Raw genomic sequence first — 14,056 nt, 5'->3', positions numbered from 1 at the left:
CAAACTCACCAGCGGTAGTGCGCGAACGCCTTGTTGGCTTCCGCCATGCGGTGGGTCTCTTCGCGCTTCTTGATGGCGCCGCCACGGTTTTCCGAGGCGTCGATCAGTTCGGCTGCCAGCTTCTTCGGCATGGTGTTCTCACCACGCTTGCGCGCGGAGTCGATCAGCCAGCGCATGGCCAGTGCCATCTTGCGCGAGGAACGCACTTCGACCGGCACCTGGTAGGTGGCACCACCGACGCGACGCGACTTGACTTCGACCGACGGAGCGACGTTGTCCAGCGCCTTCTGCACCAGCTCGATCGAGTTGGCGTTCTTTTCGTTGATGACGTCCATCGCACCGTAGACGATCTTCTCGGCCACGGACTTCTTGCCGCTCAGCATCACCATGTTGATGAAGCGGGCGATCGTTTCACTTCCGTGCTTCGGATCGGGCAGGACGGAGCGCTGTGGAGTATTACCTTTACGCGACATGTGCTCTCTCCTTATGCCTTCGGACGCTTGGCGCCGTACTTCGAACGGGCCTGGCGACGCTTGGCGACACCGGAGGCATCGAGCGAGCCACGAACAGTGTGGTAACGCACACCCGGCAGATCCTTGACGCGACCGCCACGGATCAGGACCACGGAGTGCTCCTGCAGGTTGTGGCCTTCACCACCGATGTAGCTGATGACCTCTTCCTGGTTGGTCAGGCGGACCTTGGCAACCTTGCGGAGGGCCGAGTTCGGCTTCTTCGGGGTGGTGGTGTACACGCGCGTGCAGACGCCACGGCGCTGCGGGCACTTGTCGAGCGCCGGCGAGGCACTCTTGTAGGTGGTAGCTTGCCGCGGTTTGCGGACCAGCTGGTTGATCGTCGCCATCAGTAGGTTCTTCTGATTGGGGCCAGCATGAACTGGCCAGAGATGCGGAAATGTTAAAGCAGGCCAAACTACTGGCCTGCTGAGACAGACGATTGTAGCAACCTGCCAGAAACGCAGTCAATCGCGCTCCTGTCAAGCCCTTCCCTTATCCCGGGAAGTTACGGGGGGGCCTCCATGTACCCCGTTCAGGTTCGGCGGGCGTCTCCGCGGGCGGACCGGCCTGCCGTTACTGCCAGGCATGGCGGCCTGCGCCGCCCTACCCTTCAAACGTCACCCGGGCATGGCCCGGGTGCTACGACAAAGGTGGGTCCGGCCTTGCGACCGGACCAGCTGCCTCATTCTTCGCCCGGAGCCTGTTCAGCTTCGGCTTCAACCACCGGTGCTTCGACCACGGCCGAGGTGCCGGACAGGGTCTGCAGCTCCGAATCGGTCAGGCCGGTGGCGCCGCGGCGACGGTTGGCGTGATACGACAAACCGGTACCGGCCGGAATCAGGCGACCGACGATCACGTTTTCCTTCAGGCCACGCAGGTTGTCCTTGGTGCCGCGGACAGCAGCCTCGGTCAACACACGGGTGGTTTCCTGGAACGAGGCTGCCGAGATGAACGACTCGGTGGCCAGCGACGCCTTGGTGATGCCCAGAAGGACCGGATCGTACTGTGCCGGCAATTCGGTGCGGGCAGCGAGGCGTGCATTCTCCTCGATAACGCGCTGGCGTTCCACCTGTTCGCCATTCAGGAACTTGCTGTTGCCCTGGTCGGTGATCTCGACCTTGCGCAGCATCTGGCGGGTGATCACCTCGATGTGCTTGTCGTTGATCTTCACGCCCTGCAGGCGGTACACGTCCTGGATTTCCTTGACCAGGTAGGCCGCCAGCGGCTCGACACCCAGCAGGCGCAGGATGTCCTGCGGGCTCGGCTCGCCGTCCACGATGGTTTCGCCCTTGGTCACGTGCTCACCTTCGAACACGATCACCTGGCGATACTTCGGAATCAGCTCTTCGTGCTCCGAACCATCGGTGTCCTTGATGATCAGCCGCTGCTTGCCCTTGGTGTCCTTGCCGAAGCTGATGATGCCCGAACGCTCGGCCAGCACCGCCGGATCCTTCGGCTTGCGCGCTTCGAACAGATCGGCAACGCGCGGCAGACCACCGGTGATGTCGCGGGTCTTGGATGCTTCCTGCGGGATCTTGGCGACCACGTCACCCACGCCGACGGCAGCGCCGTCCTGCAGGTTGACGATCGAACGCGGCGGCAGCAGGTACTGCGCCGGCATGTCGGTGCCCGGGATCGACAGATCGTTGCCCTTGGCATCGACGATGCGGACCAGCGGACGCAGGTCCTTGCCCATCGAACCACGACGCTTAGGATCGGTGATCTCGCGCGAAGCGAGGCCGGTCAGTTCATCGGTCTTTTCGATGACGGTGATGCCATCGACGAAATCGATGAAGCGCAGGAAACCAGCCACTTCCGACACGATCGGGTGGTTATGCGGATCCCAGTTGGCAACGGTCTGGCCAGCCTTGACGGCGTCGCCATCCTTGGACGCGATGTTGGCACCGTAGGGCAGCTTGTAACGCTCGCGCTCACGACCGTGCGCATCGAGCACCGAGATTTCGCCCGAGCGCGACACCGCCACCAGCGAGCCGTTGGCATGCTCGACCGACTTCAGGTTGTTGAACTTGACCGAACCGGTGGTCTTGACGGTGATGTTGTCCACTGCAGCCGCACGCGATGCCGCACCACCGATGTGGAACGTACGCATGGTCAGCTGGGTACCCGGCTCACCGATCGACTGCGCGGCGATGACACCGACCGCTTCACCGATGTTGACGATGTGGCCACGGGCCAGGTCGCGGCCGTAGCAGCGGCCGCAGACGCCGAAGGGCGAGGCGCAGGAGATCGTCGAACGGACCTTGATGGTCTGCACGCCGGCATCTTCCAGCTTGGCCACCCAGGCTTCGTCGAGCAGGGTGTTGCGGGTGACGATCGGATCTTCGTCGTTGCCCGGCAGGAACACGTCCTCGGCTACGACACGACCCAGCACGCGGTCCTTCAACGGCTCCACGACGTCGCCGCCTTCCACGATCGGCGTCATGGTCAGGCCGTCGGTGGTACCGCAGTCCACCTCGGTGATGACCACGTCCTGCGCGACGTCCACCAGGCGACGGGTCAGGTAACCCGAGTTGGCGGTCTTCAGCGCGGTATCGGCCAGACCCTTACGGGCACCGTGGGTGGAGTTGAAGTACTCCTGCACGTTCAGGCCTTCACGGAAGTTCGCCTTGATGGGCGTTTCGATGATCGAACCATCCGGACGGGCCATCAGGCCACGCATGCCGGCCAGCTGGCGGATCTGCGCCTGGCTACCACGTGCACCGGAGTCGGCCATGATGTACAGCGAGTTCATCGACTTCTGGTCGATGGTCTCGCCCTTGGCATTGATGACCTTCTCGGTACCGATGGTGTCCATCATCGCCTTGGCGATGCGTTCATTCGTACGCGACCAGATGTCGACCACCTTGTTGTAGCGCTCGCCGGCGGTGACCAGGCCCGACTGGTACTGCTCCTGGATTTCCAGCACTTCGGCTTCGGCCTCGGTGAGGATGCCCTTCTTCTCGTCGGGGATCAGCATGTCGTCGATGCCGATCGACACGCCTGCGCGGGTTGCGTAGGCGAAGCCGGTATACATCAGCTTGTCGGCGAACACGACCGTGTCCTTCAAGCCCAGCTGGCGGTAGCTGGAGTTGATCAGGCGGCTGATGTTCTTCTTGGTCAGCTCGGTGTTGGCCAGCGCGAACGGCAGGCCTTCCGGCAGGATCTCGGCCAGCAGGGCGCGACCGATCGTGGTGTCCACGATCGAGGTCTTGTCCTGCTTGTTGCCGTCCTCGTCGGTCACCACCTCGGTGATGCGGACCTTGACGCGTGCGTGCAGTTCCACCACGCGGTTGTCGTAGGCGCGCTTGACTTCGGCGATGTTGGCGAAGGCCATGCCCTCGCCCTTCTTGTTTTCCAGCGAGCGGGTCATGTAGTACAGACCCAGCACGACGTCCTGCGACGGCACGATGATCGGCTCGCCGTTGGCCGGCGACAGGATGTTGTTGGTCGACATCATCAGCGCGCGCGCTTCCAGCTGGGCTTCCAGCGAAAGCGGCACGTGGACGGCCATCTGGTCACCGTCGAAGTCGGCGTTGAACGCGGTGCAGACCAGCGGGTGCAGCTGGATGGCCTTGCCTTCGATCAGCACCGGCTCGAACGCCTGGATGCCCAGGCGATGCAGGGTCGGCGCACGGTTCAGCATCACCGGATGTTCGCGGATGACCTCTTCCAGGATGTCCCAGACTTCGGCTTCCTCGCGCTCGACCAGCTTCTTGGCGGCCTTGATGGTGGTTGCCAGGCCGCGACGCTGCAGCTTGGCGAACACGAACGGCTTGAACAGTTCCAGCGCCATCTTCTTCGGCAGGCCGCACTGGTGCAGGCGCAGGTACGGACCCACCACGATGACCGAACGGCCCGAGTAGTCCACGCGCTTGCCCAGCAGGTTCTGGCGGAAGCGACCCTGCTTGCCCTTGATCATGTCGGCCAGCGACTTCAGCGGGCGCTTGTTGGTGCCGGTGATGGCACGACCGCGGCGGCCGTTGTCCAACAGCGCATCGACCGATTCCTGCAGCATGCGCTTTTCATTGCGCACGATGATGTCCGGCGCGCTCAGTTCAAGCAGGCGGCGCAGGCGGTTGTTGCGGTTGATGACGCGGCGGTACAGGTCGTTCAGGTCGGAGGTCGCGAAGCGGCCACCGTCCAGCGGCACCAGCGGACGCAGGTCCGGCGGCAGCACCGGCAGCACGGTCATGACCATCCACTCCGGACGGTTGCCCGATTCCAGGAAGGCTTCGATCAGCTTGATGCGCTTGGTGAGGCGCTTGAGCTTGGTCTCCGAACCGGTAGCGGCGATTTCCTCGCGCAGGCGGGTCATCTCCGACTGCAGGTCGATGGTGCGCAGCAGTTCGTAAACGGCCTCGGCGCCCATGGCGGCATCGAAGTCGTCACCGTGCTCCTGGCGGGCCTGCAGGTACTGCTCTTCGGTCAGCAGCTGGCGGCGCTCCAGGGCGGTCAGGCCCGGCTCGGTCACCACGTAGGCTTCGAAGTACAGCACGCGCTCGATGTCGCGCAGGGTCATGTCCAGCATCAGGCCGATGCGCGACGGCAGCGACTTGAGGAACCAGATGTGCGCGACCGGCGAAGCCAGGTCGATGTGGCCCATGCGCTCGCGGCGCACCTTGGCCAGGGTCACTTCGGTGCCGCACTTCTCGCAGACCACGCCGCGGTGCTTCATGCGCTTGTACTTGCCGCACAGGCACTCGTAGTCCTTGACCGGTCCGAAGATGGCGGCGCAGAACAGGCCGTCGCGTTCCGGCTTGAAGGTACGGTAATTGATGGTTTCCGGCTTCTTCACTTCGCCGAACGACCACGAACGGATCAGGTCGGGCGAAGCCAGCGCGATCTTGATCGCGTCGAAGTCCAGCGTCTGGCGCTGCTGGTTGAAGAGGTTGAGCAGGTCTTTCATGGTGTTCTCCGGAAGGAGGAATACGTTGTCGATGGGCTGTCAGCGAACGAACCGGCGGCGCTGCTGCATCACGGCAGCAGCGCCTGCGCGATCAGTTGTCTTCCAGTTCCATGTTGATGGCCAGCGAACGGATTTCCTTCACCAGCACGTTGAAGGATTCCGGCATGCCGGCAACCATCTCGTGCTCGCCGTCGACGATGTTCTTGTACATCTGGTTGCGGCCCTGTACGTCATCGGACTTCACCGTCAGCATTTCCTGCAGGGTGTAGGCCGCGCCGTAGGCTTCCAGCGCCCAGACTTCCATTTCACCGAAGCGCTGGCCGCCGAACTGCGCCTTGCCGCCCAGCGGCTGCTGGGTGACGAGCGAGTACGGACCGGTCGAACGGGCATGCATCTTGTCGTCGACCAGGTGGTTCAGCTTCAGGTAGTGCATGTAGCCGACCGTGGTATGGCGGTCGAAGGCTTCACCGGTGCGTCCGTCGTACAGCTGGGTCTGGCCACTGCTCGGCAGGTCGGCCAATTCCAGCATGCGCTTGATTTCCGCTTCGGTGGCACCGTCGAACACCGGGGTGGCCATCGGCACGCCGTCGGTCAGGTTACCGGCCAGGCGCAGCAGCTCTTCATCGCTGAACTGGGTCAGGTCGACGTGGGTAGCCACGTTGGCGCTGTCATGGTTGTACACCTCGTCCAGGAAGACACGCAGCTGCGCGACCGCGGCCTGGGCTTCCAGCATGCCCTGGATCTTGCGACCCAGGCCCTTGGCGGCCCAGCCCAGGTGCACTTCCAGGATCTGGCCGATGTTCATGCGCGACGGCACGCCCAGCGGGTTCAGCACGATGTCCACGGTCTCGCCCGAGGCCATGTACGGCATGTCCTCGACCGGCACCACGTTGGACACCACACCCTTGTTGCCGTGGCGGCCAGCCATCTTGTCGCCCGGCTGGATGCGGCGCTTCACCGCCATGAACACCTTGACCATCTTCAGCACGCCGGGGGCGAGGTCGTCGCCGGCGGTGATCTTGCCGCGCTTGTCGGCGAAGCGACGCTCGAACTCCTTCTCGTGCGCCTGGATCTGCTTCTGGGCGCGTTCGATCGCTTCCGAAGCATCCTCGTCCTTCATGCGCAGCACGAACCAGTCAGCCTTCTTCAGGCCGTCCAGGTAAGCGTCGCTGACGGTGTCGCCCTTCTTCAGGTTGGCACCGCCATTGACCACCTTGCCGACGATCTGCGAGCGCAGGCGGGCATAGATGGCACCTTCCAGGATGCGGAACTGGTCGTCGAAGTCCTTCTTGACGCGCTTGATCTCGGATTCCTCGATCTGGCGCGCACGCTTGTCCTTCTCGATGCCGTCGCGGGTGAAGACCTGCACGTCGATGACGGTGCCGTCCATGCCCGGCGGCACGCGCAGCGAGCTGTCCTTCACGTCCGAAGCCTTCTCGCCGAAGATCGCGCGCAGCAGCTTCTCTTCCGGAGTCAGCTGGCTTTCACCCTTCGGGGTGACCTTGCCGACCAGGATGTCGCCGGCGCGCACTTCAGCGCCGATGTACACCACGCCACTCTCGTCCAGGCGGTTCAGCGCCTGCTCGGAGACGTTCGGGATGTCGGCGGAGATCTCCTCCGGCCCCAGCTTGGTGTCGCGTGCAACGCAGGTCAGCTCTTCGATGTGGATCGTGGTGTAACGATCCTCTTCCACCACGCGCTCGGAAAGCAGGATGGAGTCTTCGAAGTTGTAGCCGTTCCACGGCATGAAGGCGATCAGCATGTTCTGGCCCAGCGCCAGCTCACCGATGTCGGTGGACGGGCCATCGGCCAGCACGTCGCCGCGCGCGATCACGTCGCCTACGTTCACCAGCGGACGCTGGTTGATGCAGGTGTTCTGGTTGGAACGGGTGTACTTGACCAGGTTGTAGATGTCCACGCCGGCGTCGGTGGCGCCGATGATTTCCTCTTCGACCACCTTGACCACGATGCGTGCGGCATCGACCTGCACCACTTCGCCGCCACGACGGGCATTGACGGTAACGCCGGAGTCACGGGCCACGGCGCGTTCGATGCCGGTACCCACCAGCGGCTTCTGTGCCCGCAGGGTCGGCACGGCCTGGCGCTGCATGTTGGCGCCCATCAGTGCACGGTTGGCGTCATCGTGCTCCAGGAACGGAACCAGCGCCGCGGCGACCGACACGGTCTGCATCGGCGAGACGTCCATGAAGTGCACTTCCGCCGGCGGCTTCAGCAGCGATTCGCCCTGGAAGCGGCACGGCACGAACTGCTCGGTCAGCACGCTGTCGGCATTGGTCAGGGCGTTGGCCTGGGCAATGACGTACTCGTTCTCTTCGATGGCCGACAGGAATTCGACTTCGTCGTAGACCTTGCCATCCACGACCTTCCGGTACGGCGTCTCGAGGAAACCGTATTCGTTGGTACGCGCATACACGGCCAGCGAGTTGATCAGGCCGATGTTCGGGCCTTCCGGCGTTTCGATGGTGCAGACGCGGCCGTAATGGGTCGGGTGCACGTCGCGCACTTCGAAGCCGGCGCGCTCACGGGTCAGGCCGCCCGGGCCCAGGGCCGAGACGCGACGCTTGTGCGTGACTTCCGACAGCGGGTTGTTCTGGTCCATGAACTGCGACAGCTGCGAGGAGCCGAAGAACTCCTTGATGGCTGCGGCAACCGGCTTGGCGTTGATCAGCTCCTGCGGGGTCAGGCCTTCGGACTCGGCCATCGACAGGCGCTCCTTGACCGCACGCTCGACGCGGACCAGGCCCACGCGGAACACGTTCTCGGCCATTTCGCCGACCGAACGCACGCGACGGTTGCCGAGGTGGTCGATGTCATCGACGACGCCACGACCGTTGCGGATCTCGGTCAGGACCTTGATCACGTCCAGGATGTCGGACGATTCGCCACGGGTGGCGACCAGGCGCTTGGACTCTTCGTCGTTGCGCTCGCCGTAGTACTTGCGGTCGTACAGCACCGCTTCGCCGGTGGTTTCCTTGCGGCCCACGCGACGGTTGAACTTCATGCGGCCGACCGTGGACAGGTCGTAGCGCTCGAAGGTGAAGAACAGGTTGTGGAACAGGTTCTGCGCGGCGTCCTTGGTCGGCGGCTCGCCCGGACGCATCATGCGGTAGATCTCGACCAGCGCTTCGAGCTGGGTCTTGGTCGGATCGATGCGCAGGGTATTGGACAGGTAGGCGCCACGGTCCAGATCGTTCACCCACAGGGTGCCCACGGCATCCACGCCGGCCTTGCGGAAGGCCTGCAGCTGCTCTTCGGTGATCTCGTCATTGGCCTGCGCCAGCAGTTCGCCGGTAGCCGCATCGACCACGTCGTGCGACAGGATGCGGCCAACGATGTACTCGTCCGGCACGGCCAGGGCAGCAATGCCCGACGCTTCCAGCTGCTTGACGTGGCGTGCGGTGATGCGCTTGCCGGCTTCCACGATGACCTTGTCGCCGTCGGCGAGGTCAAAGCCCAGGGTCTCGCCCCGCAGGCGCTCGGCAACGAGCTCCAGCTGGACGCCTTCATCTGGGTTGATGTGGAACGTGTTGATCTCGAAGAACTCGGCCAGCATCTCTTCGTTGTTGTAGCCGAGCGCGCGCAGCAGGATCGACACCGGCAGCTTGCGGCGACGGTCGATACGGGTGAACAGCGCGTCCTTCGGGTCGAACTCGAAGTCCAGCCAGGAGCCGCGGTAAGGAATGATGCGGGCGCTGTACAGCAGCTTGCCCGAGCTGTGGGTCTTGCCACGGTCGTGGTCGAAGAACACGCCCGGCGAACGGTGCAGCTGCGAAACGATGACGCGCTCGGTGCCGTTGACGATGAAGGTGCCGTTGTCGGTCATCAGCGGGATCTCGCCGAGGTAGACCTCCTGCTCCTTCACGTACTTGATGGCCTTGGTCGACGACTCACGGTCGTAGATCACCAGGCGCACGGTCACGCGCAGCGGCGCACCATAGCTCATGCCACGCTGGCGGCACTCGCGTTCGTCGAACACGGGCTCGCCCAGCTTGTAGCCGACATATTCCAGCGCAGCGTTGCCGCTGTAGCTGGAGATCGGGAAGACGGACTTGAGTGCAGCGTGCAGGCCGTGGTCCGTGCGCTTGGCCGGATCGACGTTTTCCTGCAGGAATTCGCGGTACGAATCCACCTGGATGGCGAGCAGGAACGGCACTTCGAGAATAGCGCGCGACTTGGCGAAATCCTTGCGGATGCGCTTCTTCTCGGTGAACGAATAGGACGTCATGATGTCTTCCACCTTGTTGTGCGGGCCGTGCGTCCACGACCCAAAAGGAAACTTGAAATTGTCAGTTGGAAGTCGCTGGTATTGCCGGCACCAGCACGCCTTCTCCCGCTACTTCCAACTGCCAACTTGACTGCATCTGCGTGACCGCCGCCGCGCTGGGCGCTGGACTGGCGGGCCTTCTATTGCAGCCCGTGTTGGGCTTTTACCGCTTTCCTGCAGAGCCGGGCGATACCCGGCCGGTCCTGCAACAACGACCAAAGGCCGGGGGCTTACGCCCCCAGCCTTGGCTGCATCGCCGGGTTTCGATGGCGACGCAAGGGATCTGCTTACTTGACTTCGACAGTCGCGCCAGCAGCTTCCAGGTCCTTCTTCATCTTCTCGGCGTCTTCCTTCGAAGCGCCTTCCTTCAGGACGCCACCGGCTTCGGCCAGGTCCTTCGCTTCCTTCAGGCCCAGGCCGGTGATGGCGCGGACGGCCTTGATCACTTCGACCTTCTTGTCGCCCGGCGACTTCAGGACGACGGTGAACTCGGTCTGCTCTTCGACGGCAGCAGCCGGGCCAGCGGCAGCAGCCACGGCGACCGGAGCGGCGGCGGAGACGCCGAACTTCTCTTCGATGGCCTTGACCAGCTCCATCACTTCCAGCAGGGACTTCGAGGCGATGGCTTCGACGATCTGATCGTTGGAAAGGGACATGTTGATTACCTTTGAATTATTTTCTGGATTGAGGTTCCGTCAGGAACCACGATAGGTCGGAACTCAGGCGGTTTCGGCGACCGGCTCGGCAGCAGCGGTTTCGCCGCCACCCAGCTGATCGGCCAGCGCCTTGTTGGCACGTGCGAACATCGTGACCGGCTCGGTCAGGACGCGCGCCAGCATTGCCAGGGCCTGGTCGAGGGTCGGCAGCGAGGCCAACACGTCAACGTGGCTTGCCGGGAACACTTCGCCACCGATGGCGACGACCTTGGGCTGCAGCTTGTCGTTGCCCTTGGCGAATTCCTTGATCAGGCGACCGGCTGCGCCGGGCTCCTCGAGCGAGAACGCATACAGCAGCGGACCGACCAGCTTGTCCTGTGCACATGCGAATTCGGTGCCTTCAACGGCACGCGAAGCCAGGGTGTTCTTGACAACTTTCAAGAAAACACCGGATTCACGCGCCTGCTTGCGCATCGCGGTCATCTGGGAGACCGTGGTGCCAGCGTATTCGGCTGCGATCAAGGAGTGAGCCTTGGCGGCGACGTCTGCCAGCTCCGCGACTACTTCTTGCTTCTGGGACAGATTGAGAGCCATTGCACTCCTCCAATTGAACTCCGCTTACGGCTCCTGCCGTGTGCGGTCCTGGGCGGCGTCCGTCCTGGACACCGGGAACATCGGGCTGATGTTCCGGGGGTGGGCCGTTCCAGACCTGGATCCAACCTGGGGAAACCCCAGACATGCGTGAACCAGAAAAACTCCAGAAGGGCACCATCTACGCAGGGTGATCCGCGAAGGATCGATTAAGCGCTCGTGACTGCTCCGGCGGCGACTCCCTGCCAATTCGAGCTTCCGTGCCCGTCGCCGGCATGCCACGACCGCACCTGCGGTCTTTGACGGCGACCACCGGCGATACGTTGCCGGTGGATGCCTTCAAATGTGGCGGGCAGGGAATCCGGGGATCCCCTGCCCGCTTGAAACAATTACTTCAGGGTCAGCGACGACTGGTCGACGGTGACACCCGGGCCCATCGTCGAGCTGACCGATACCTTCTGCAGGTAGGTGCCCTTCGAGGTGGCCGGCTTGGCCTTGATCAGGTCCAGCAGCAGCGCCTGCAGGTTCGACTTCAGCGCTTCGTCTTCGAAGCTGGCCTTGCCGATGGTGCAGTGGATGATGCCGGCCTTGTCGGTGCGGTAACGCACCTGGCCCGACTTGGCGTTCTTGACCGCTTCGCCCGGGTTGGCCGACACGGTGCCGACCTTCGGGTTCGGCATCAGGCCACGCGGGCCCAGCACGGTACCCAGCTTACCCACGACGCGCATGGCGTCCGGGGTCGCGATCACGACGTCGTAGTTCAGGTCACCGGCCTGCATCTTCTCGGCCAGGTCGTCCATGCCGACGGCTTCGGCGCCAGCGGCCAGGGCTTCATCAGCCTTGGCACCGGCCGGGGCGAACACGGCGACGCGGACGCTCTTGCCGGTACCGGCGGGCAGCACGGTGGAACCGCGGACCTGCTGGTCGGACTTCTTCGCGTCCACGCCCAGGCGCACGGCGACGTCGATGGACTCGACGAACTTGGCCTTGGCGGTGGTCTTGAGGATGTTGATCGCTTCTTCGAAGCCGTACGACTTGCCCGGAACGACTGCGGCCTTCACGGCCTTCTCACGCTTGGTCTGTGCCATCTTCTTAACCCTCCACCACGAGGCCCATGGAACGGGCAGAGCCAGCGATCGTGCGCACGGCGGCGTCCAGATCGGCGGCAGTCAGATCCGGTTCCTTCGCCTTGGCGATCTCTTCCAGCTGCTGACGGGTGACCTTGCCGACCTTCTCGGTATTCGGGCGCTTGGAGCCCGAGGAGATGCCAGCGGCCTTCTTCAGAAGGGTGGTGGCCGGGGTGCTCTTGGTGATGAAGGTGAACGTACGGTCCGAATAGGCCGTGATGATCACCGGAACCGGCAGGCCCGGCTCGAGCTTCTGCGTGGCGGCATTGAACGCCTTGCAGAATTCCATGATGTTCAGGCCGCGCTGACCCAGCGCAGGACCGACCGGCGGCGAGGGGTTGGCCTGACCGGCCTTCACCTGCAGCTTGATGTAACCGACAACTTTCTTTGCCATGAGTATGCTCTCCGGGTGCTAGCGCCTTACGACAACAGGCTCCCCATCGGACCGGGAATCTCGCGTCCCGGCATCGCGTTTTGAAATCATGCCGAAGGCCACCTTTCGGCGGCCTTCATCCTGACAGCTTCCTGGCAGGGAGCTGCGTACTATACCAGCGCTTGGCCGCTGCGTCCACAGCGGCCGCCGTAAACGCCGAGAGGCTATACCGTCAGCCGGTGGCCTTTTCGACCTGGCCGAACTCGAGCTCGACCGGAGTAGCACGGCCAAAGATCAGCACCGAGACGCGCAGGCGGCTCTTCTCGTAGTTGACCTCTTCGACCACGCCATTGAAATCGTTGAACGGGCCGTCGTTGACACGGACCATCTGGCCCGGCTCGAACAGCACCTTCGGACGCGGCTTCTCGACACCTTCCTGAACACGATCCAGGATGTGGGCAGCCTCTTCATCACGGATCGGCAGCGGACGATCGGCAGTGCCGCCAATGAAACCCATCACGCGAGGGGTTTCCTTGACCAGATGCCAGCTCTCGTTGTCGATGCGCGGAATACCGTTTTCTTCGTGGGTCTCGATCTGGACCAGCACATAGCCCGGAAAGAACTTGCGCTCGGAACGGCGCTTCTGGCCGGCCCGCATCTCGATCACTTCCTCGGTCGGCACCAGCACATCACCGAAGCGCTCTTCCATGCCGTCGCGGACGATGCGATCGCGCAGGGCCTGCGCCACCGACTTCTCGAAGCCTGAATAGGCGTGAACGACATACCAACGCTTCATGGGTTTCTCCTTACCGGCCCAGGAACCACTGGGTCAGTTTCTGAATGACGAAGTCGAATCCGCCCAGCAGCAGGCTGAGGATGATGACGACCACGATTACGACCCAGGTCATCCGGATGGCTTCCTGGCGCGTCGGCCAGACCACTTTGCGCAGCTCGAAGCGCGACTCGGACAGGAACTCACGGGTATCGTGGCCCTTCCCGGTCAGCATGAAAATGGCGACACCGCCCGCCAGGCCAACAATCACGGCCAGCGCGCGGATCTGACCAGCCCACGCACCCAACTGGGCGGCGCGACCGGAATCTGCAGAGAACCAGAACCATACGAACAATCCCGCCAGCACCAACAGCGATGCGATGACGTACTTGAAGAGATCTCCACCGCTGGTGGACGTTTCCTTGGACTGTTCGATCTTGCTGTTCATCCGGCTCGGGCTGCTTTAGCGGCATGACCGCTGGTTAGGAAGGCAATGGCACGCCAGGAGGGACTCGAACCCCCAACCTGCGGTTTTGGAGACCGCTGCTCTGCCAATTGAGCTACTGGCGTACGTCAAAAACTTTGCCTTGCCTTAGACGGCGAAGGCGGACCGAGGTTCCCGGCCCGCCACTCGCGCGACCGGCGGTACTACAAACCGCCGGGTACTGCTGGATTACTTGATGATCTTCGAGACCACGCCGGCGCCAACGGTACGGCCGCCTTCGCGGATAGCGAAGCGCAGGCCTTCATCCATGGCAACCGGGTTGATCAGGGTGACAACCATCTTCACGTTGTCGCCCGGCATCACCATCTCCACACCTTCCGGCAGCTTGG

At 63.3% G+C, this 14,056-nt stretch carries 11 protein-coding genes and 1 tRNA gene; all 12 read right to left on the bottom strand.

What is annotated here, in order from left to right; genetic code table 11:
- Positions 1 to 5: 5 nt before the first annotated feature.
- Positions 6 to 473 carry a 30S ribosomal protein S7 gene (gene rpsG / locus H4O11_RS18420; protein ID WP_182342184.1) on the bottom strand — a complete coding sequence of 156 codons (468 nt, stop codon included), beginning with the start codon at positions 471 to 473 and terminating at the stop codon, positions 6 to 8.
- Between the two features lie 11 nt (positions 474 to 484).
- Positions 485 to 859, bottom strand: a complete 375-nt coding sequence (gene rpsL / locus H4O11_RS18415; RefSeq protein WP_166923599.1) for a 30S ribosomal protein S12 — start codon at positions 857 to 859, stop codon at positions 485 to 487.
- A 335-nt stretch (positions 860 to 1,194) separates the two neighbouring features.
- Positions 1,195 to 5,418 (bottom strand): DNA-directed RNA polymerase subunit beta', encoded by a 4,224-nt coding sequence (gene rpoC / locus H4O11_RS18410; RefSeq protein WP_182342165.1) that lies wholly within the window; start codon positions 5,416 to 5,418, stop codon positions 1,195 to 1,197.
- A gap of 91 nt (positions 5,419 to 5,509) precedes the next feature.
- Complete coding sequence (rpoB, locus tag H4O11_RS18405) at positions 5,510 to 9,664, bottom strand: DNA-directed RNA polymerase subunit beta (RefSeq protein ID WP_182342162.1); 4,155 nt, start codon at positions 9,662 to 9,664, stop codon at positions 5,510 to 5,512.
- Positions 9,665 to 9,990: 326 nt separating this feature from the next.
- Positions 9,991 to 10,359, bottom strand: a complete 369-nt coding sequence (rplL, locus tag H4O11_RS18400) for a 50S ribosomal protein L7/L12 (RefSeq protein WP_182342160.1) — start codon at positions 10,357 to 10,359, stop codon at positions 9,991 to 9,993.
- 63 nt (positions 10,360 to 10,422) lie between these two features.
- Positions 10,423 to 10,953: a 50S ribosomal protein L10 gene (rplJ, locus tag H4O11_RS18395; protein WP_182342157.1), complete on the bottom strand. Its 531-nt coding sequence runs from the start codon at positions 10,951 to 10,953 to the stop codon at positions 10,423 to 10,425.
- Between the two features lie 386 nt (positions 10,954 to 11,339).
- A complete protein-coding gene (gene rplA / locus H4O11_RS18390) occupies positions 11,340 to 12,038 on the bottom strand; it encodes a 50S ribosomal protein L1 (RefSeq protein WP_182342154.1) in 699 nt (232 codons plus the stop codon).
- A 4-nt stretch (positions 12,039 to 12,042) separates the two neighbouring features.
- The gene (rplK, locus tag H4O11_RS18385) at positions 12,043 to 12,471 is read right to left on the bottom strand and encodes a 50S ribosomal protein L11 (RefSeq protein ID WP_182342151.1); all 429 of its coding nucleotides are present in this window, start codon (positions 12,469 to 12,471) and stop codon (positions 12,043 to 12,045) included.
- Between the two features lie 211 nt (positions 12,472 to 12,682).
- A complete protein-coding gene (gene nusG / locus H4O11_RS18380) occupies positions 12,683 to 13,246 on the bottom strand; it encodes a transcription termination/antitermination protein NusG (protein WP_182342148.1) in 564 nt (187 codons plus the stop codon).
- 10 nt (positions 13,247 to 13,256) lie between these two features.
- Positions 13,257 to 13,670, bottom strand: coding sequence for a preprotein translocase subunit SecE (gene secE / locus H4O11_RS18375; protein ID WP_182342145.1), 414 nt, complete (start codon positions 13,668 to 13,670; stop codon positions 13,257 to 13,259).
- Between the two features lie 46 nt (positions 13,671 to 13,716).
- Positions 13,717 to 13,792, bottom strand: a tRNA-Trp gene (locus H4O11_RS18370).
- A gap of 103 nt (positions 13,793 to 13,895) precedes the next feature.
- Positions 13,896 to 14,056 (bottom strand): EF-Tu C-terminal domain-related protein (locus H4O11_RS18365; protein ID WP_484600400.1); only part of this gene is annotated, 161 nt, incomplete at its 5' end.

The organism is Stenotrophomonas tumulicola (assembly GCF_014117215.1).
GTDB lineage: Bacteria > Pseudomonadota > Gammaproteobacteria > Xanthomonadales > Xanthomonadaceae > Stenotrophomonas > Stenotrophomonas tumulicola.
The sequence above is the reverse complement of the archived record's forward strand: the minus strand, read 5'-3'. Positions and strand labels throughout refer to the sequence as shown.